At 65.2% G+C, this 18,539-nt stretch carries 17 protein-coding genes; 9 read left to right on the plus strand and 8 right to left on the minus strand.

The window, feature by feature from the left end:
* The first annotated feature begins 269 nt into the window (after nucleotides 1–269).
* The 5 genes from BKX93_RS02710 (at nucleotide 270) to BKX93_RS02730 (ending at nucleotide 5,842) form a co-directional block, all read left to right on the plus strand.
* The gene (locus tag BKX93_RS02710) at nucleotides 270–770 is read left to right on the plus strand and encodes a metal-dependent hydrolase (RefSeq protein WP_046158107.1); all 501 of its coding nucleotides are present in this window, start codon (nucleotides 270–272) and stop codon (nucleotides 768–770) included.
* A 171-nt stretch (nucleotides 771–941) separates the two neighbouring features.
* Nucleotides 942–1,922 (plus strand): secretion protein HlyD, encoded by a 981-nt coding sequence (hlyD, locus tag BKX93_RS02715; protein ID WP_070978602.1) that lies wholly within the window; start codon nucleotides 942–944, stop codon nucleotides 1,920–1,922.
* Nucleotides 1,919–3,637, plus strand: a complete 1,719-nt coding sequence (locus BKX93_RS02720) for an ATP-binding cassette domain-containing protein (protein WP_070978604.1) — start codon at nucleotides 1,919–1,921, stop codon at nucleotides 3,635–3,637. The genes hlyD and BKX93_RS02720 overlap by 4 nt, the downstream gene beginning before the upstream one ends.
* Nucleotides 3,634–4,746: an ABC transporter permease gene (locus BKX93_RS02725; protein ID WP_046166691.1), complete on the plus strand. Its 1,113-nt coding sequence runs from the start codon at nucleotides 3,634–3,636 to the stop codon at nucleotides 4,744–4,746. The genes BKX93_RS02720 and BKX93_RS02725 overlap by 4 nt, the downstream gene beginning before the upstream one ends.
* A 4-nt stretch (nucleotides 4,747–4,750) precedes the next feature.
* Nucleotides 4,751–5,842: an ABC transporter permease gene (locus BKX93_RS02730; protein WP_070978606.1), complete on the plus strand. Its 1,092-nt coding sequence runs from the start codon at nucleotides 4,751–4,753 to the stop codon at nucleotides 5,840–5,842.
* A 6-nt stretch (nucleotides 5,843–5,848) separates the two neighbouring features.
* Here BKX93_RS02730 and BKX93_RS02735 read toward each other — a convergent pair whose 3' ends face one another.
* Nucleotides 5,849–6,460, minus strand: coding sequence for a TetR family transcriptional regulator (locus BKX93_RS02735; protein ID WP_046158102.1), 612 nt, complete (start codon nucleotides 6,458–6,460; stop codon nucleotides 5,849–5,851).
* Between the two features lie 115 nt (nucleotides 6,461–6,575).
* Here BKX93_RS02735 and BKX93_RS02740 point away from each other — a divergent pair, with 115 nt between their 5' ends.
* The 3 genes from BKX93_RS02740 (at nucleotide 6,576) to BKX93_RS02750 (ending at nucleotide 10,210) form a co-directional block, all read left to right on the plus strand.
* Nucleotides 6,576–7,949, plus strand: a complete 1,374-nt coding sequence (locus BKX93_RS02740; protein WP_083340410.1) for an MATE family efflux transporter — start codon at nucleotides 6,576–6,578, stop codon at nucleotides 7,947–7,949.
* 66 nt (nucleotides 7,950–8,015) lie between these two features.
* Complete coding sequence (locus BKX93_RS02745) at nucleotides 8,016–9,227, plus strand: M24 family metallopeptidase (protein WP_070978608.1); 1,212 nt, start codon at nucleotides 8,016–8,018, stop codon at nucleotides 9,225–9,227.
* Nucleotides 9,228–9,502: 275 nt separating this feature from the next.
* Complete coding sequence (locus tag BKX93_RS02750) at nucleotides 9,503–10,210, plus strand: hypothetical protein (RefSeq protein WP_145929233.1); 708 nt, start codon at nucleotides 9,503–9,505, stop codon at nucleotides 10,208–10,210.
* A gap of 62 nt (nucleotides 10,211–10,272) precedes the next feature.
* Here the strand turns inward: BKX93_RS02750 and BKX93_RS02755 are convergent, their stop codons facing one another.
* From BKX93_RS02755 to BKX93_RS02785, 7 genes are read right to left on the minus strand one after another with little or no spacing between them, the layout of a single operon-like run.
* Nucleotides 10,273–11,346: an acyl-CoA desaturase gene (locus BKX93_RS02755; protein ID WP_070978612.1), complete on the minus strand. Its 1,074-nt coding sequence runs from the start codon at nucleotides 11,344–11,346 to the stop codon at nucleotides 10,273–10,275.
* A complete protein-coding gene (locus BKX93_RS02760; protein WP_070978614.1) occupies nucleotides 11,334–12,431 on the minus strand; it encodes a sterol desaturase family protein in 1,098 nt (365 codons plus the stop codon). The genes BKX93_RS02755 and BKX93_RS02760 overlap by 13 nt, the downstream gene beginning before the upstream one ends.
* Nucleotides 12,428–13,051 (minus strand): phosphatase PAP2 family protein, encoded by a 624-nt coding sequence (locus BKX93_RS02765; protein ID WP_070978615.1) that lies wholly within the window; start codon nucleotides 13,049–13,051, stop codon nucleotides 12,428–12,430. The genes BKX93_RS02760 and BKX93_RS02765 overlap by 4 nt, the downstream gene beginning before the upstream one ends.
* A complete protein-coding gene (locus tag BKX93_RS02770) occupies nucleotides 13,048–14,337 on the minus strand; it encodes a F390 synthetase-related protein (RefSeq protein ID WP_070978616.1) in 1,290 nt (429 codons plus the stop codon). The genes BKX93_RS02765 and BKX93_RS02770 overlap by 4 nt, the downstream gene beginning before the upstream one ends.
* A complete protein-coding gene (locus tag BKX93_RS02775; RefSeq protein WP_070981660.1) occupies nucleotides 14,331–15,143 on the minus strand; it encodes an MBL fold metallo-hydrolase in 813 nt (270 codons plus the stop codon). Before BKX93_RS02775 ends, BKX93_RS02770 begins: the two co-directional genes overlap by 7 nt.
* On the minus strand, nucleotides 15,136–16,155 hold the full coding sequence (locus tag BKX93_RS02780; RefSeq protein ID WP_070978617.1) for an NAD-dependent epimerase/dehydratase family protein: 1,020 nt from the start codon (nucleotides 16,153–16,155) through the stop codon (nucleotides 15,136–15,138). The genes BKX93_RS02775 and BKX93_RS02780 overlap by 8 nt, the downstream gene beginning before the upstream one ends.
* Nucleotides 16,143–17,114 carry a 3-oxoacyl-[acyl-carrier-protein] synthase III C-terminal domain-containing protein gene (locus tag BKX93_RS02785; RefSeq protein WP_046158240.1) on the minus strand — a complete coding sequence of 324 codons (972 nt, stop codon included), beginning with the start codon at nucleotides 17,112–17,114 and terminating at the stop codon, nucleotides 16,143–16,145. The genes BKX93_RS02780 and BKX93_RS02785 overlap by 13 nt, the downstream gene beginning before the upstream one ends.
* 337 nt (nucleotides 17,115–17,451) lie before the next feature.
* Between BKX93_RS02785 and BKX93_RS02790 the strand changes: the two genes are divergently transcribed.
* The gene (locus BKX93_RS02790) at nucleotides 17,452–18,330 is read left to right on the plus strand and encodes a CHAD domain-containing protein (RefSeq protein ID WP_083340413.1); all 879 of its coding nucleotides are present in this window, start codon (nucleotides 17,452–17,454) and stop codon (nucleotides 18,328–18,330) included.
* The last annotated feature ends 209 nt before the right edge of the window (nucleotides 18,331–18,539 follow it).

Genomic DNA, 18,539 nt, shown 5'->3' on the forward strand with positions numbered 1-18,539 from the left:
GGCGCCAAGGCCGCTGAATTCATTCTAGACCGTCGATTTTCAGCAACCAATTCCTCGGCGGACGGTCTGTTCCTGCCTTACTGACGGATTTCGCGCAGTCTGCCTTGCCGCGACGGCGCAGACTGGGCTTTTCAGATGGCCGCTTTTGCTTCCGCCGCCCGACTGCAGTAGCATGTGCGCCCCGCGCGAGCGCGCGGCAGGGCAACGAAGCAACAGGCCGCAAAGGCAACAACAATAATGACTGACAATTTCCGCGGCGGGGTGGCGCCATGATGGTGGCCACCCATGTCGCATTCGGCGCGTTCTGCGCGGTTTCCGCGGCGCTGATCCTGCACTTGCCCGCCATGATGGCGGTGTTGCTGCTGGCCGGCGGGCTGGCCGGCTCGCTGCTGCCGGACATCGACCACCCCCAGAGCTGGCTCGGCCGGCGCATTCCCTTTCTTTCCCGCCCCATCGCCTATCTGTTCGGCCACCGCGGCATCACCCATAGCCTGCTGGCGGTGGTCGGCGTGTTCTACGCCAGCGCCGCCTGCCTGCATGGCTGGGACGTGCGGCTGGGCCATGCGATGCCCATGGTGCTGGGCCTGTGCGTCGGTTACGCCTCCCACCTAGTGGGCGATTGGCTGACGCCCGCCGGCATTCCGCTGCTGTGGCCGATCCGGGTGCGTTTCCGGGCGCCGCTGATGCTGCTGCGCCCCAAAATGGCCGAGCCCATCATGACGGTGCTGCTATGGTTCGGCGCCGGCTTTTTGATGTCCCGCGCGCTCTAGCTGTTGCATCCGCGCCCCGGAAATCGTTCCGGCTCCTGGATCGCACGCGGAATGCCATGCGCGGCGGCTCCGCGCGGGTATGCTATCGGCTAGCCGCCGCATTCTGACTGCTTGGGCGGCGGCGAGGCCGGATGGCGGATGCGCCCGCTTTCGGCCGGAACAGGGGGCGGAATGAAAAAATGGATGGCGCCCGCGGCGGCGTTGCTGGCGGCCGCGCTGGCGGGGGGCTATTACCTTTACCAGAGAGAGGCCGAGGCCGCGCGCCAAGGCACGCTGTACGGCAACGTCGACATTCGCGAAGTGGTCCTGGCCTTCCGCGTCTCCGGCCGACTGGCCTCTGTGCTGGTGGACGAAGGCGACAGCGTGCAGCCGGGGCAGATCCTGGCGCGGCTGGATGTCGAGCCGCTGAAGAACAGCCTGAACGCCGCCCTGGCCAACGAGGCGGCGCTGACGGCGCGCAACGCGCTGATGCGCAAGGGCAATCGCGGCGAGGACATCGCCCAGGCGCGCGCCAGGCTGGAGGCGGCCCAGGCCGCCGTGATCCAGTCCGAGAGCGAATACCGGCGCCAGCTCGACCTGGTGCCGGCCGGCGGCAGCAGCCGGCAATTGCTGGAGGCCGCCCGCTCGCAGCGCGATCAGTCGCTCGCCCAGCGAGACGCCGCCGCCCAACAGCTGAAGGCGCTGGTCGTAGGCTTCCGGCCCGAGGAGGTCGCCGAATCCGATGCCCAGCTGAAGCAGGCCCGGGCCAGCGTCGCCTCCGCGCGCCTGGCGCTGAAAGACGCCAGCCTGCAATCCCCCAGCGCCGGCATCATCCTCGCCCGCGCGGTGGAGGCCGGCAGCATGGTTCAGGCCGGCACCCCGGCGTTCACGCTGTCGCTGCGCCAGCCGGTATGGGTTCGCGCCTATGTCGGCGAATCCCAGCTAGGCAAGTTCTCCACTGGAACCGAAGTGCGGATCTCCAGCGACGGCCGCCCGGACAAGACCTATCGCGGCGTGGTGGGTTTCGTGTCGCCCACGGCCGAGTTCACGCCCAAGTCGGTGGAGACGCCTGATCTGCGCACGGCGTTGGTCTACCGGATACGCGTGGTGGTCGGGGATGCCGACGCCGCGCTCAGCCAGGGCATGCCGGTGACGGTGAGGCTGGCGCAGTGAGCGCCGCGATTCGCGCCGTCGAGCTGGGCAAACGCTTTCCCGGCGCGGCGGCGGACGCTGTGTCCGGCGTGGATCTGGACATTCCGCCCGGCTGCGTGGCCGGACTGGTGGGGCCGGACGGCGCCGGCAAGACCACGCTGCTGCGCATGCTGGCCGGCTTGCTGACGCCCAGCGCGGGGGAGGCGAGCGTGGCCGGGCTGAATCCCGTCGCCGACAGGGACGCGCTGCGGCGGAGCATAGGCTATATGCCGCAGAAGTTCGGCCTGTACGAAGACCTGACCGTGCAGGAAAACCTGGACCTGTACGCCGATTTGCGGGAAGTGCCCATCGCCGAGCGCGAGCGGGACTTCGCGCGCCTGCTGGCGCTGACCGATCTCGCGCCGTTCACGGGCCGCCACGCCGGCAAGCTGTCCGGCGGCATGAAGCAGAAGCTTGGCCTGGCCTGCTCGCTGCTGGGCAGACCGCGCGCCTTGCTGCTGGACGAGCCCGGCGTCGGCGTCGATCCGATCTCCCGGCGCGAGCTATGGAAGCTGATCCGCGCGCTGTCGGCCGACGGCATCACCGTGCTGCTCAGCACCGCCTACCTCGACGAGGCTGAATCCTGCGACAGAGTCTACCTGATGGCCGGCGGCCGGATCCGCGCCGGCGGGCCGCCCGCCGAACTGACCGCGTCGCTGTCCGGGCGCTGCCTGCAGCTGTCCGGCATCGCGGGCAACCGCCGGCGCCTGCTGCAGCGCCTGTTGCGCCAGCCGGCGCTGATGGACGGCACGATACAAGGGCACAGCCTGCGCCTGTTGCTGCGCGACGAAAGCCGCTGGCCCGACCTGGCCGCGGCGGAGGCGGGACCCGATGCCAAACTGCAGTCTGCCCGGCCCAGGCTTGAAGACGCGTTCATCAGCTTGCTGGGCGGCGGCCCGGGCGGGGACTCGGCGCTGGCGGAAGTGATGCCCGACCTGCCGCGCCGCGGCGACGAAGCCGTGATCGAGGCCCGGCGGCTGAGCAAGCGCTTCGGCGACTTCCGCGCCGCCGACGACATCAGCTTCGCGGTGCGCCGCGGCGAGGTGTTCGGCCTGCTGGGGCCGAACGGCGCCGGGAAGTCCACCACCTTCAAGATGGAATGCGGCCTGCTCAAGCCCAGCGAGGGGCAGGCGCTGGTCATGGGGCTGGACTTGAAAGCCAGTCCCAGCGCCGCCCGCCAGCAGCTGGGCTATATGGCGCAGAAGTTTTCGCTGTACGCGCAGCTGACGGTGCGGCGCAACTTGATGTTCTTCTCCGGCGTCTATGGCTTGGCGGGAAAGACGCAGCGCGACAAGGTGGCGCAGATGGAGCGGGTGTTCGGCCTGGGGCCGCACATGGACAGCCCGGCCGGCGAGCTGCCGCTGGGCTTCAAGCAACGGCTGGCACTGGCCTGCGCGGTGATGCATGAGCCGCCGCTGCTGTTTCTGGACGAGCCCACCTCCGGCGTCGATCCGGTCACTCGCCGGGAGTTCTGGACTCACATCAACGGCCTGGCGGAAAAAGGCGTCACCGTGCTGGTGACCACCCACTTCATGGATGAGGCCGAGTACTGCGACCGCATCGCGCTGGTCTATCGCGGCCGGCTGCTGGCGCTGGATACGCCGGACGCGCTCAAACGCCGCGTGGAGAGCGCGGCCTTGCCCGATCCGACGATGGAGGATGCCTTCATCCAGCTGGTGGAGGAGGCCGACCGATGAACCTGCGCCGCCTGGCCGCGCTGTGCCGCAAGGAGAGCTATCAGATCGTCCGCGACCCTAGCAGCATCCTGATCGCCTTCATCCTGCCGGTGGCGCTGTTGTTCATCCTGGGATACGCGGTGAATCTGGACTCCGCCCACATCCGGCTGGGTTTGCTGCGCGAGGATGGCGGCGGCGCCGCGCAACGGCTGGCCGCAACGCTGTACGCGACGCCGGCGCTGGACGTGCAGCCGCTGCGCTCCCGTCCGGAAATGGAGGAGAAGCTGGCCCACGGCAAGATACGCGGCGCGGTGGTGATTCGTGAGGGTTTCTCCCGCGACTGGGGCGCTGGGCGGGGAACGGTTCAGTTGCTGACCGACGGCGCGGAGCCGAACACCGCCAACTTCGTCGCCGCCTATGTCCAGGGCGCCTGGCTGCGCTGGCAACAGGCCGAAGGCGACGAGCGCGCCCAACCCATCACGCCAGCCATCGATATCCGCCAGCGCTTCTGGTTCAACCCCAGCGCGGAAAGCCCCAATTTCCTGGTGCCCGGCACCATCGCCATCGTGATGACCATCGTCGGCGCGCTATTGTCTTCGCTGGTGGTGGCGCGGGAATGGGAGCGGGGCACGATGGAAGCTTTGCTGGCCACGCCGGTGAGCCGCGCCGAACTGCTGCTGTCCAAGATATTGCCGTATTACGCGCTGGGCATCGCCGCCATGCTGCTATGCCTGATCGTCGCCGTATTCGTGATGCGGGTGCCGTTCCGCGGGCCGCTGTGGCTGCTGTGGCTGATGTCCTCGCTGTTCCTGGCTAACGCGCTGGGCATGGGTCTGTTCCTGTCCACGGTGATGCGCACCCAGTTCGACGCCGCCCAGGCCGCGCTGACCGCCGGCTACTTGCCGGCGCTGATGCTGTCCGGCTTCGTGTTCGAGATTTCCAGCATGCCGGCGCCGCTGCAATGGCTGACGCGCATCCTGCCGGCGCGCTATTTCGCCAGCACGCTGCAGACGCTGTTCCAGGCCGGGGTGATTCCGCCCCTGCTGTGGTTCAATGCCGGCAGCCTGATTCTGTTGGGCGCGTTCTGGCTGGGGCAGACCGTGCGCAAAACCCGCCGCACCCTGGACTGAAGCTATGTGGCAACGATTGCTGTGGCTGATCATCAAGGAACTGCAGGCGCTGGCCGGCAACCGCCAGGGGCGGCTGTTGCTGGTGGTGCCGGTGCTGCTGCAGCTGCTGGTGTTTCCCTTCGCCGCCACGCTGGAGGTCAAGCATGCCAGCCTGGCGGTTTACAATCAGGATGCCGGCGCGGCTTCGCAAGAGCTGGTGAAGCGCCTGGCGGCCAGCGCCACGTTCGACCATATCGTGCCGATGCGCAGTCATGAGGCATTGCGCGACTGCGTAGACCGGCAATGCGCGCTGCTGGCGGTGGTGTTTCCGCAGGACTTCTCGCGCGCGCTGGCCGCCGGCCGCCCGGCCACGCTGCAGGTGATCGTGGATGGCCGCCGCTCCAACAGCGGGCAGATCGCCAGCGCCTATATCGGGCAAGTGGTCGCCGCTTACCAACAGGAGCGGGCCGGCCCGGGGCCGCTCCTGTCGGTGCGCAATCTGTACAACCCCAATCTGGAGTTCCAGTGGCACGTGCTGCCCAGCCTGGTGGCTATCATCACCACCATAGGCTGCCTGATCGTCACCGCCTTGTCGGTGGCGCGGGAGCGCGAGGAGGGCACTTACGACCAGTTGCTGGTGTCGCCGCTGACGCCGGCCTACGTGATGGCGGGCAAGGCGGTGCCCGGCGTGCTGGTGGCGCTGCTGCAGGGAGGGCTGATCGCCATCGCCGCGGCCTGGGTCTACCGGGTGCCCTTCGGCGGCTCCATTTTCCTGCTGCTGGCCAGCATGGCCAGCTATGGGCTGGCGCTGGCCGGGGTGGGGCTGTTCATCTCGTCGATCTGCCGCACCCAGCAGCAGGCGTTTCTGGGCGTGTTTTCCTTCATGGTGCCGGCGGTGATCCTGTCAGGCTACGTATCGCCGATCGAGAACATGCCGGACGCGCTGCAATGGCTGGCGCGGATCAACCCGCTCAGCTACTTCATCCCCATCTTGAAGGGGGTGTTCCTGAAAGGCTATGGCTTCGCCGACGCCTGGCCGTGGCTGCTGCCGCTGTGGCTGATCGCCGTGGCCACGCTGAGTCTGGCGCTATGGCGCTTCCGGCGCCATGTCGAGTAGCGGCGCTCAGCGCATGATGCTGGCCGCGTGCGGCAGTCCCTGCAGCGCGCCGCGCAGAATCCGTTCGCAGCGGGGCAGAGCGTCGGGGCTCGCTTCCAGCAGTTCGTACAAGCCCAGAAACAGGCAGACCAGATAGTCCGCCGCCAGCCCGATGTCCAGCGAGGCGGGCAGCTCGTTCTGGGCGATGGCCCGCCGCAGCTGCCTGCGCGCGTAATGCGTGGTCAAGCGGTCCGCCAGTTCGCGCCGCCGCAACACGCTGCGGTTTTCCTCGATCTGCTCGCACTTCTGATACAGGATCTGGTACACCCGCTGCGGCGAACCCGGCTCCAGGAACTGGGCCAGGTAGTAAACGCCGGCCGCCACCAGCGTATCGCCGGCGGACTCGCCTTGAGAGGGGAAGCGCAGCGCGTCCAGCGCGAACGCGCGGTCTATCATCGCCTGGCACACTTCCATCTTGTTGTCGTAATGCCCGTACACCGCGCCGCGCGACACCTTCGCCGCGTCGGCGATCTCGGCCATGGTGGCGTTGGCGATGCCCTTGTCCAAAAACACCCGCTCCGCGCCATCCAGTATCGCGTCCCGGGTTTTCTGCGAGTCTTCCTTGGTTTTGCGGGCCATCCGTCTGTTCTTTCATGTCATTGTCCGTCACATTGTGTCATTAATCAATCAATCATGCATGATTAATTAAGTGCTAGAATGGCCATTCCTCATCGCTCTTTACTGTAACGACGCCATGCACAATACCAATACCCACATCCGTGATCTGGACACGCTTCCGGTCTCCACGCTGTTCTGGCGCTACGCCATCCCTTCTATCGCCGGCATGCTGGTAACCGGCCTGTATGCGGTGGTAGACGGCATTTTTGTCGGCCACTACGTAGGCAGCCACGGCCTGGCGGCGATCAATCTGGCGTATCCGCTGGTGATGCTGCAAGTGGGCCTGGGCGCGATGATCAGCATGGGCGCTGCCACCCGGATCGCGATCCAGCAAGGCGCCGGCGACATGCGCGCCGCGCGCGGCACTTTGCTGGCGGCGCTGGCGCTGCTGGCTTTGCTGAGCGCGCTGATCCCCGCGCTGGGCCTGCCCAATATCGATCTGCTGCTGTCCTGGCTGAAAGCCGACGTTCAGCCCCAGGTGGCGGAACAGGCGCGCGGCTATCTGCTGCTGATGCTGTCCGGCGCCGGCTTGACCATGGGGCCGATGCTCCTGACCTATCTGGTGCGCAACGACGGGCGGCCCAAGCTGTCCACCGCCTTGATGACGCTGGGCGCGCTGCTGAACATCGGCCTGGATTATCTGTTCGTCGGCGTGATGGGCAAAGGCCTGGCCGGGGCGGCCATCGGCACGCTGCTGGCCGAGGCCGTAGTGCTGATTTTGGCGCTGGCGTATTTTTTCAGCCCGCGCGCGGCGCTGCGCATCCAGCTGGGCCGGCTGCGGCCGGATTGGCAGGGGTTGTGGCCCATTCTGGCGCTGGGCGCGCCCAGCCTGCTGATGGAGCTCAACCTGGCCCTGCTGCTGTTCGCGCACAACCGCCAGCTGCTGGTGTGGGGCGACGATCTGAGCGTAGCCGCCTATGCGGTGGCGGGCTACAGCGAGTCGCTGTTCACGCTGGTGATCCATGGCTTGGCGGTGGGCATGCAGCCGCTGCTGGGGCACGCCATCGGCGCAGGCCAGCCCGAACGGGCGCGCGCGGCTTTGCTGCATGGATTGAAAGTGGGCCTGGCCATCGGCGTGGCCGCATGGGCGGCGGTCCAGCTGTTTCCAGCCTGGATCGCCGGCTGGTACAGCGACGGCAGCAGCGAATTGATAGAAGCCGGCAGCCGCGCGCTGCGCCTGCATCTGCTGGCCATGCCGCTGGATGGACTGGTCATCGTCGGCGCGACAGCCTTGCAAGCCATGGCGCTGACCCGCCTCGCGCTGGGCGTGACCGTGGGCAAGACTGCGCTGCTGCTGCCAGCGCTGGCCTTGCTGCCGATGGCCATGGGCCTGGACGGCGTATGGCTGGCCATGCCTCTGGTGAACCTGCTGCTTGGCGCGGCGGTCGCATTGCTGCTATGGAAGCAATTCGACCAGTTGCAAGGCGCAGCCGGCATTCGGCATGCATAACGGACGGAAATGATATTTGATTTATGTCATATTGATATCTCAAATCCAGAAATGGGAGGGGACGATATGGCGCATTTCGAACAGCCACGCCAGCAAGAGATGGCGCGCCGCGACCAACTGTTGCGCAACCGCCTGCTGGAGGCCGGCATCCAGCAATATGTGGCTAGCGGCACGGAGAGCATCTACTACCTGTCGGGCATCAGCTACGAACCGCTGGAGCGCCCGTTCTTCCTGATGCTGGACGCCGCCAGCGGCAAGCGCAAGCTGCTGGTGCCCCAGCTTGAGCATGCGCACCTGAAGCAGGCCTGGAATGTCGCGGAAGAGGATGTTCACAGCTACCGCGAGTACCCGGCGCCGGCGGGGCAGCGTTGGGAGGACGCGCTGATTCCGCTGCTTTGCGACCGCTTTGCCTTCGACCCCGCCACGCCGCTGCACCACGCCGAATTCATGCAATCGGTGGGCGGCCGCGCCGACGACGCGCTGGACAGGATACGGATGGTCAAATCGCCATGGGAGATCGCCAAGCTGGCTCGCGCCGGACGCTACGCGGCGGAAGGAGTGAACCAGCTGCTGCGCGGCGTTTACGACGGCGTGTCCGTGGCGGAGGGCTATGCCACCGGCCAGCAGCTGCTGCGGCGGATCATCCGCGAGGAGCCGGATTTCGACCCGCTGTGCACCCGGGTGCTGCTGGCGCCCTGGCCGGCGCCGCTGAGCGCGCAGCCGCATGCGATTCCGCAGTTGTCGCAACGGCTGAAGGATGGCCCCCACGTGGTGATTTCCGTCGTGCGCCTGGACGGCTACACCGCCGAATGCGAGCGCACCTTCTTCACCCGCCCGCCCACAGCGGCCCAACGCGAGCGCTTCCAGCTGATGGGCGAAGCGCGCAGTCTGGCGATGTCCATGCTGAGGCCGGGCGTCGCCTGCGGCGAGATCGATGAAAAGGTCAACGACTTCCTGCAGGACAAGAGCTTTGGCGATTGGCGCTTGCGGCTGCACCGCTGTGGCCATGGCCTGGGCTTGGGCAATCACGAAGCGCCCTGGCTGGCGCAGGGCAGCGCCGATGTATTGCAGGCCGGCATGGTGGTATCGATAGAGCCGGGCATCTATCTGGCGAATGAGGGAGGCTACCGCCATTCCGATACGTTGGCCGTCACCGACGAAGGCTGGATCAACCTGACCGGCCAGGCGGCGGTGGAGCTGGAGGCGTTGACCATTGCGGCGGCCAAGCCGGCCCAGAGAATGAAAGGCTATTTCATCCGCAAAATGGTTTCAGCCTAGTAGATATATCCTCTTGGATTTTCATCAATAAAATTAAACCCATCAAAATATAACTAGGCCAGTCTTTGACTGGCCTTTTTTCCTATTTCAGTCACTCAAACGTTTGAATTAATATTTGTGGCGAATATTTGCCGTTTTATTGCAATAAATTTCATGTTATTCGCAGTGAAAGTGATATTTTCCATTCAAATAAAATAGGGGCTAACATGTCTGAAATGGGAAAGTCCGTTGTCGTTGCGCCATCCTTGATGGATGCGCCCGACAGGGAAAAACTGGTGGATGAGTTATATCTGGTGCATTGCGATATATTCGATGGCGTCAGCAAGGAGGATTTCGCCAGCTATGTCGTATATTCCAAAGCCAACGAAACGCGCATTCTGATTCACAAGAACGCGCAGGGACAATCGGTTGGTTATTGCGCGATCCATTTCTTCGAACAAAACCTGGAAGGACGGCAGTCCACCGTGATTCGGATGGAGGCAGGGCTGATGCGCGCCTACCGCGGCAAAAACCGCAACGCGCCATTCGTTTGCCGCCAGGTGCTGGCTTACCGCCTGACCCGTCCTGGCCGCCGGGTCTATTACCTGGGCGCTTTGGTGCACCCATCCAGCTACATGCTGCTGGACAAGTACGCCACCCGGGTATGGCCCAGCGCCCAGCAATCCTCTGAGCTGGATTACGGCGGCGTGATCGTCCAGCTGGCGCGCCTGTTCGGCCTCAAGCCGGTGGACCCGGACAAGCCGGGCGTGGTCCACGTGGGCTGGCAAACGCGGGACAACGAGGGCGACCGCAGGCAGTGGCAAGCCAGCCCCAACTCGGCGGCCCAGTTCTACATCCACCGCAACCCCGGCTATACCAAGGGTCATGGTTTGCTGACGCTGGTGCCGATCACGCTGGGTTGCATGGCGCACGCCACCGGACGCATGCTGTTGAACCGTCTGAGCCGGCTGTTCGCGCCGTACCCGCACGGCAGCCGCGGCTAGAAAACGAAACGCCCGCGCAGCTGCGCGGGCGTTTTTTTATCCAGGCGGACATCTCATAACTTTTATTCGGGCCGTCGTCCCATTCCCCGCAAGAAGTTCTGCTGCGCGCGCCAGAGTCCCTGATAACCGATGCGGCGATAGGGCAGGCCATGCCGGCGCGCCTGCTCTTCGACGATGCGGGCCAGCGCCGGATAGTGGCGATGGCTGTAGGCCGGGAACAGGTGATGGGTAAGGTGCAGATGCAAGCCGCCCAACAAATGCCCCAGCGCCCGCGGCCTGGGCTGCCAGTCGCAGCAGGTCAGGAACTGGTGCTCATGCCAGGTGTGCGGCATTTCCGCGCCTTCGGGCCGGAAAAACTCCACTTCGGCCCAGTGGGTGCCCAGGATCATCGCTACCAGAAAACAGGACGCCGCCATCAAGCCGGCCAGATAGCAAAGCAGCAAGCCGCCCCAACCAATCGCGCCAGCCGGCAGGAAATACCAGGGCAACGCCAACAACAGAACCAGATGTCCCAGCTTGCTCAGCAGGAATCCGCCGACAGGAACGGGCTGATTGTCGTATTTTCGCAGCTTGCTTTTGCCCAGCAGGTCCAGCCAATCACCGTACCAGCACAGGTAGGGCAGGGACAGGGCCGCCACTAGCGGCCAGTAGCGGTGCTGGAAGCGGAACTGCGGCGCCCAGTCCTGGAACGGCGTTTGCCGCAGGAAAGGGTTGGGCTCGATATCCAGGTCGTAGCCGTCGATATTGGGGTAGGTATGGTGCAGGTGCACATGCCGCCGGGTCCAGATGTCGGCGTCGATGCCCATCGGCAGGCTGGCAGCGCGGGTCAGCCACTGGTTGAGCCTTGCGTTGCGAAACAGGGCGCCATGGGCGGCATCGTGCAAGGTGTTCATCGCCAGCAGCATCGCCATGACGATGGCTGCGATGTAGGCCGGCGCGAACGACCACGCCGTCGTCGCGCGCAAAGCCAGCGCATAGCAAGCCAGGCTGAGCGCCGCCAGCGCCGCGCCTTTAAGCCCCACGCGCCAATCGGCGTGGCGATGGTCGCCGCGCTCGGCCAGGTAGGCCTGAGCTGCGCGCTGCAGGTCGATGCGGAACGGCAGTTGCGCCGACGATTGGAATCTCAGTTTGCCCATGCGGCCTCCCGCAGGCGCAGCCCGGCCAGACCATGGACAAGCAACAAAGCCAGCAAGGCCAATGCCCAGCCGTCGCGCATGCCGAACAAGCCGGCGCACAGCGCCGGCATCGCCAGCGTCAGCGCCAGCCAACCCATCCAGCCCCAGCGCCGCTCATCCGACATGCCGCCGATGGCGATGGTGCCGGCCACCAGGCAGGCGAATACGCTCCATTGGCCGATGGCGTCCCAGCCGGCCACCCGCTCCACGTAATAGATCACCATGCCGAACAGCAAAATCCCGCCGGTGGCGATGTAGGCGGCGGGCATCCGCATCGCGCGCCACCCGGACGGAGCGAAACGGCGCCGGAACCAGGCTTGCAGCCCCTGGTTGCTGGCCCAGAAAGGGTTGTAGCCGGGCGAAGCCCCGTTCACGCCGTAATGCAGCGGGATGTCGTCGCGCTCGGGCTGATAGCTGCCGAACAGCTTGTCCCAGATCAGGAAGGTGCCGCCGAAGTTCTTGTTCAGGTACACCGGATGGGTGGCGTGGTGGACGCGATGATTGGACGGCGTCACCAGCACCCGGTCCAGCCAGCCGCTCTTGCCGACGAAGGCGTTGTGGTTGTACAGCTGCACCGCGTAGTGGAAGGACGACGCCGCGACGAACATTTCCAGCGGCAGCCCCAGCACCGCCAGCGGCGCGACGAAAAGAAACGAGGTCAGCGACGAATACCAGGAGTTGCGTATGCCCAGCGACAGGCTGAAATGCTCGCCCTGGTGATGCACCACGTGCACCGCCCAGAAGATGCGCCAGGTGTGGTGGGCGCGATGCATGCAGTAAAAGCTTAGGTCCCAGGCGACGAAGGCGAATACCCACTGCCAGAACACCGGCAGCCGGTCCGCCAAATGCAGGTTGGCGTATTGCAGCAGCAAGCCGAAGCCCGCCACCTCCACGCCGCGAAACACCCACATCACGATGTGGCCGGAGTTGAGGTTGAAGATGATTTCGCGCCAGGGGATGGCCTCGCGGCGCCAATGGCGCAAGGCGAACAGCTCCAGCAGCACAACCGCCAGCATGACGGTGAAGGTGAGGGCGAATACGTTCATGTGCGTCGATAGGAAAAAGAGAAAACAGTGGCCGGCCGCGCCGCCAGCAGGCCGCAAAGCAGCCCCAGCGCCACGCCGGCGGACAGGTCGATGAACAGATGGCGGCGCAACTGGATCACGGAGAACAGAATGGCCAGCGCCCACGCCAGCGACAGCCATGAGCTCAGCTTGCGGCGGCCATCCCACAAGGCCCAGGCGGCCAACGCGGTCAGCGCGCCATGCAGGGAGGGCAGGCAGTTGTGCGGCGTGTCGAAACGCAGGAAGAAGCGCAACGCCTCGGCATGCCATCCATCGCCGAGGATGGGCGGATAAGCCAGCGTGGTCGGACACAGCAGGAAGGCCGCGCCTGCGGCCAGCGCGCACCACTGCATCGAACGCTGCAGCCAAAGCAAGCGTTCCGCACGGGCGAACAGGTAGGCCGCGGGCACGATCAGGAAAAACGACGCGTACAGCCAGATCGCCACCGGATCAAAGGGAATCCAGCGATCCACGGCCAGCTCGGGCAGGACGATCGCGCGCCGGGGCCACAGGCTGCCCAGCGAGTACGCGCAGCCAACCGATGCCCAGCCCAGCAGCATGTGGCGCAGCCTGGGTGGCAGCCAGTCCAGCGCGCGCCTCATGCGAACTCCCTGACGATGCGCCGGCGCTTGCGCGTGGCATCCATCGGCGGCACCTGATCCGACAGCCGCCACCGCAACGACTCGGCGTCCACGCCCAGGTCCGCCAGCGTCCGCTCCAGGCGATGGCGGATGGCCGGCAATGCCGCTGCCGGCACCTCGGCGTCCAGCGCCAGTTCGGCCGGCCCGGTCTGACGCAGCCGGTAATCGGCCTCTAGCGGCAGGGCGGTCGCCAGCGCGCGGCCCATCACGTCGGCGAACACCGTCAGCTCGCCGCCATCGCGGCCCGGCAGGCGCAACATGTCGTCGCAGCGGCCTTCCACCGCGTCCAGCGCCATCGCCGCCCGCCTACAGGGACAGGGCTCGGCGCGCGCCTGCAAAACATCGTTCAGCCGATAGCGGACGATGGGCTGGGTGCGGCGGCTGAAGTCGGTGATCACCGGCACGAAACGGCGCTTTTCCTCATCCAGCCATTCGGGCTCGACATGGATGTATTCCTCGTTCAGATGCAGCGTGCCGTATTCGCAGCTGCTGGCCAGGAAACCCTCGGTCGCCTGGTAGATTTCGTGCACGCAGCCGAAAGCCTGCTCGATCACTGCGCGATCCTGCGGCTCCAGCACCTCGGCGATTGAATACGCCCGCTTGGGGGACAGGCGCAGCCGTCCGTCCAGCTGCGCCAGCGCCAGCGCGCGCAGCACCTGGGCCGGCGCCAGCAGAATGGTGGGCGCGTAAGCGTCAAGCGGCGGCAAATGCCCATCCAACGGCTGGAACAGGTCGAAAAAACGGAAAGTCAACCAGCGGCTGCGCACCGCGCCGTAGAGATTGCTGTTGGCGCGCAGGAACAGCGCCACTTTTTCGCCTGCCAGCAGGCCATCTGGCAACGCCTTGGCCAGCATGATGCCGGCCCATCGCGCCTGCTCGCCCTTGCTGACGACGAAAGCGCCGCGTTGGCCGGAGGTGCCGGACGACAGGCCAACCGTATGGCCGTTCAACGCGGGGGAAAAGTCTCGGCTGCGCTCAGCGCGCAGTGCGGCGTCCATCACATCGGCCAGCCTCAGTCCCGCGGTGTTCATATCGTCGAAATGCTCGAGCATCGCGGCTTTGTCCATCTGGGGCCACTGCGTGAAGGGCAGGGCGCCCAGCCTGGCGAAATAGGGGCTGCGCCGGCGCAGCCCGGCCAGAAAGCGGCCCATCTGCCGGGCTTGATGGCGCTCCAGCGCCGCGCGGTCGCGAAAACGCAGCCGCCGCGTCCGCCAGTAGGCGGCCAGGATGCGGATCAGCCTCAGCATGCGGTGTCGGCCTCCTGGTGCGTCAGCAGAATCTCCACGCGGCCGCCCCGGTGCAGCGCGTGAAGCCTGGCCAGCGTGTCGTAATAGGCGCGGCGGCTGTGTTGCACCAGGAAAGACAGCTCGGACGGACCGCGCATCTCCCGGTAGCCTTCTTCCGCCCAGGACGCGTCCGACGCCAGCAGCGTCCAGCCTGAATCGCCCAGCACAAAAGCGCCCAAGTGCCCAGCCACATGTCCCGGGAGATCCACCACGAACACTTCTCCGCTGCCGCTGACGTCGCGGCCATGGCCGAACGGCGCCAGCTCTGCGGGCAGCGCCTGCAAGGGAAGCGTCTCGATAAAGGACAGACGGTTTTCCATATCGGCCGGCAGCAGGCCAGGCAGAAAGGCCTGCCGCACCGCGGCCAGCCCGCTCAGACCCCGCACCGCGCGCCAGCCTTGCTCCGAGGCCATGACGCGGGCCTGGGGAAAGTCCCGCAGGCCCGCGATATGATCGGCATGAAAGTGCGACAGCAATAATGTGTGTATATCGTTTGGGCTTATGCCGCGTCCGCGCAGTTGCTCGCGCAGCGATCGGGCGTCGTCGAAATGCACTGGCGTCACCATCGGATACAGCCGATAGGCGCCGCGGCGGCTGGCATCGAAAAAATGCTCGGAATAACCGGTGTCCCAAAGCAATAGGCGATCCCGGGTTTCGATCAGGTAGGCGCGCGAAGGGAAGCAGCGGCTAGCCAGCCCCGCGCCTTTCAGCGCCATGCAGGCCGGATGGGTGCAATGCCCGACGCTGAACGCGGTGACGCTAGCCATGTCCATGCTCCCTCAACCAATTCGCCGTGCGCGCCAGGCCTTGGTCCAGACTGTACGGCGGCAGATAACCCAGCACATCGCGCGCGCGAGTATTGTCCAGCGTCATGTCGAAATGGATCGCGCCCAGGCTGTAAGGCGTCAATGCCGGCTCCTTGCCCGTGACTGCGGCCCACAGCTGCGCGAGGCGGCTGGCCGCGCTCAGCAAAGGGTAAGGCAGGCTGACGATGCGCAAGGGCCGGCCCAGCTCCTGGGCGAACACCCGCGTCAGCACATCGCGCAGCACGGCCGGTTGCTGATTGGTGATGTTGAACGCCTGCCCGCTGGCAAGGCTGGGATGCGCGGTGGCCAGCCACATCGCGTGGACCACGTTGCCGACATAGGTCAGATCCAGCGTCACCGCGCCGCCTCGCGGCAGCGGCAGGCGTCCGCCGCGTTGGCTCAGCATGCGCGCCAGCCTGGGCATCAACACCTGGTCGTGCTCGCCGAAGATGGCGCGCGGCCGCAAGATCGTGGCACGCAGCGCGGGATAGGCGCGCGTAGCTTGTAGAACCTTGTCCTCGGCCAGCGCTTTGGTCCGCGCGTAGGCGTTGACGTAACGGCGCGGCCGGAACGATTCCGGCACCGTGTAACGGTGCTGAAAGTCGAAATACAAGGCTGGAGTGGAAATATGGATGAAGCGGTTGGCGCGCGATTGCCCCGCGGCCTTAAGCAGCTTGTCGGTAGCATGAACATTGGCGGCGACGAAATCGACCTCCCGGCCCCAAGGCGCGGAAAGGGCGGCGCAGTGCCATACCGCGTCCACGCCCTCCAGCAGGCCGGCCAACTGGCCTGCATCGGCGGCAGCCAGGTCCAGCGCGACGAATTCAGCCCCCAGGCCAGCCAGCTCGACGCCCGCCTGCCGATTGCGGCCGGTGGCGCGCACCGCGCAGCCCTTGCCCAACAGGCAAGCGACGGCGTTGCGCCCTAGGCCGCCCGTGGCGCCGGTGACCAACACCCGCGTCACAGATCCCATACCAACCCGCCCAGATTCAATCCCGCCGCGGTGCCCACCATCAACAAACGCTTGCCGGCGCAGGCGCGGCCATCGACAAAGGCCTCATGCAGGGCGGTCGGCATGGAAGCGGCCACCTGGTTGCCGTGCGAGGCGTAGATGTCGACGATGCGGCCAGCCGCGATGCCCAGCCGCTTGGCCATGTGCTGCATGCCCAGGTGGCTGGCCTGGTGCGGCACCACGCAGTCTATGCTGTCCAGTCCGCCCGGAGTGGCGTCCATCAACGCGTCCAGAAAATCCGGCATCAGCCGCGACGCCAGCTTGAAAACGGCCTTGCCGTTCATGTCGAACAGGAAGTCGCCGTCGACGACGCCCCGGCGCGGGTTGCGCTGGGTGCCGCCGGCGCGAATCTCGCAGAAATTGCGGCCTTCCGGATAGGTGGCCAGCTTGAAAGTCCGCAAGCCGCGCCCAGCCGCGCCGCGCTCGACGATGGCGGCGGCCGCGCCGTCGCCGAAAATAAGCGAGGCCTCCGGATTGGCCCAGTCCAGCCCGCGCGAGGCCAGATCGGCCGATACGATGGCGATGCGGCGATACGCGCCGGAGAGCAGCAGGCTGTCCGCCACTTGCAGCGCGGACAGAAAGCTGAGGCAGCTGGCGTTGACGTCGAAGGCGGGCAGTCCGGCTGGCAAGCCAGCCGCATGGGCAATGAAGCTGGCGGTGCCGGGCAGCGCCTGCTCCGGAATGCCGCAAGCGCCGATCAGCAGATCGATGCCGGCCACGCTTATTTCCGCGCGGTCCAGCGCATCCTTCAGCGCGCGGGCGCCGAGTTGGCTCTGGGATTCATGATCGCCGGCGAAATGCCGGGTGTGGACGCCGCTTTTTTTCAAACTTTGGCCGCGGCGGCAGCCAAGCTTCACATCGAGGTCATCAGCGGTGACGAGCTGGCTTGGCAGCGTCTTGCCGGTTGCAATCAAATTCATTCAGGTTCAAGGTGCAGTTTAGATTTGCTTGCATTTTCATGTATTGCAACATTCTCACACAAGCTTATCCATATCAAAACCATGTGGGTGCAACGATAAATCCTGAGTAAACCGCTGACGGGCAATGCCAATCATCATAACTGTCAATTAGTACAGTTGTAGGCTTGTTGTTATGGTTTTAAGCATTGTTTTCAGCCACGACGGCCATGCAGCAGTCGGCGACGATTCGCAATACATTGAAAAATACTCATGAATCAAAACGAGGACAGGAAGGGTCTCCTGGGGGAGCAAGCTCAGTCATGAATACCCGCATCGCCGATCAGTCGAGACAGGCGCCATGGCAAAAAAACACTTCGAACGACAACAGCGTCCATTTTTCTACTCGATGCGCAGCCGCACCCTGGCGCGCATTCCACGCTTGCGCCCCGCAATGAGCTGCGCGGCGGCGCTGAAACGCATCGTTCTGGAGTGCTTGCGCCAACTCATGGCCAACACGCCAAGCATTTGCGAAGGGAATGACGCCGAGCCTATCCATCAGGGCAGGGTAGCCATCCGGCGGCTGAGAACGGCTCTCAAAACCTTTGCGCCGCTGATCCGCGGCCGGAGGTGGAAAACCATAGCCGGCGACCTGAAATGGCTGGCGGGCATATTCGGCAAAGCGCGCGATCTGGATGTGCTGACACTGGAAACATTGCCGGCCATTCAGGTCGGCCTATCCAGCGAAACGATGAAACCCGCCCTGGTCGCCCTGAGCGCCGCCCGACGGGATGGCCGGGCGGCCTGCCGCGTGGCGCTGGCTTCCCGTCGATGGCGCACGCTTCCAACCCGCCTGCTGGATGGTCTAACCAGCCTGCCGCCCTCGCATCTCGACAATCTGCCGCGATTCGCCAGCCACGCGCTGGAACGCCAGCGGGCGAGCATGCACAAACTATGGAAACAAAAAGGACATTCCGCCGAACAGCTGCACGAACTACGCAAGCAAGGCAAAAAACTACGCTACGCCATCGAGTTCTTTTCAGACCTGGAACTCGATGGCAACCACAAGCGCTTTCTGAACAAGTTGCGCGGCTTGCTGCAAGCCTTGGGCGATTATAACGACGCCGTTTCCGCCAAAGAGTGGTGCAAACACCTTGAACCGGAAGGTCTCCGGATTCTTCTGGAACAACGGTTGGACGAACGAGCCGGCCAAGCAAAGACGAAGATGCTTGCTTACTAAAACAATCAAGCATCAGCGTGACCCACGGGCAGGCAATTCGCTTGTCCTTTAAGACTGGCTAGGATAAGAGTCCGCCAGCTCTAAGCGAGACATCGATGGCGGGAAAGTTGCAGCTGGTTACGACCAGACTAACTGAGAGCAGGGCGCTAGCATCTAGCCGGCAACGATTTGAAAGCAACGCCCCGCCTTTGGCGGGGTTTCATAAGTGT

The organism is Chromobacterium vaccinii (assembly GCF_001855275.1).
Lineage (GTDB): Bacteria > Pseudomonadota > Gammaproteobacteria > Burkholderiales > Chromobacteriaceae > Chromobacterium > Chromobacterium vaccinii.

Coding starts and splice junctions, on each gene's coding strand:
- BKX93_RS02730 (WP_070978606.1), top strand. CDS start 4,751: ATGTGGCAACGATTGCTGTGGCTGATCATCAAGGAACTGCAGGCGCTG.
- BKX93_RS02740 (WP_083340410.1), top strand. CDS start 6,576: ATGCACAATACCAATACCCACATCCGTGATCTGGACACGCTTCCGGTC.
- BKX93_RS02710 (WP_046158107.1), top strand. CDS start 270: ATGATGGTGGCCACCCATGTCGCATTCGGCGCGTTCTGCGCGGTTTCC.
- hlyD (WP_070978602.1), top strand. CDS start 942: ATGAAAAAATGGATGGCGCCCGCGGCGGCGTTGCTGGCGGCCGCGCTG.
- BKX93_RS02755 (WP_070978612.1), bottom strand. CDS start 11,346: ATGGGCAAACTGAGATTCCAATCGTCGGCGCAACTGCCGTTCCGCATC.
- BKX93_RS02775 (WP_070981660.1), bottom strand. CDS start 15,143: ATGGCTAGCGTCACCGCGTTCAGCGTCGGGCATTGCACCCATCCGGCC.
- BKX93_RS02785 (WP_046158240.1), bottom strand. CDS start 17,114: ATGAATTTGATTGCAACCGGCAAGACGCTGCCAAGCCAGCTCGTCACC.
- BKX93_RS02725 (WP_046166691.1), top strand. CDS start 3,634: ATGAACCTGCGCCGCCTGGCCGCGCTGTGCCGCAAGGAGAGCTATCAG.
- BKX93_RS02780 (WP_070978617.1), bottom strand. CDS start 16,155: ATGGGATCTGTGACGCGGGTGTTGGTCACCGGCGCCACGGGCGGCCTA.
- BKX93_RS02735 (WP_046158102.1), bottom strand. CDS start 6,460: ATGGCCCGCAAAACCAAGGAAGACTCGCAGAAAACCCGGGACGCGATA.
- BKX93_RS02765 (WP_070978615.1), bottom strand. CDS start 13,051: ATGAGGCGCGCGCTGGACTGGCTGCCACCCAGGCTGCGCCACATGCTG.
- BKX93_RS02770 (WP_070978616.1), bottom strand. CDS start 14,337: ATGCTGAGGCTGATCCGCATCCTGGCCGCCTACTGGCGGACGCGGCGG.
- BKX93_RS02790 (WP_083340413.1), top strand. CDS start 17,452: ATGGCAAAAAAACACTTCGAACGACAACAGCGTCCATTTTTCTACTCG.
- BKX93_RS02745 (WP_070978608.1), top strand. CDS start 8,016: ATGGCGCATTTCGAACAGCCACGCCAGCAAGAGATGGCGCGCCGCGAC.
- BKX93_RS02760 (WP_070978614.1), bottom strand. CDS start 12,431: ATGAACGTATTCGCCCTCACCTTCACCGTCATGCTGGCGGTTGTGCTG.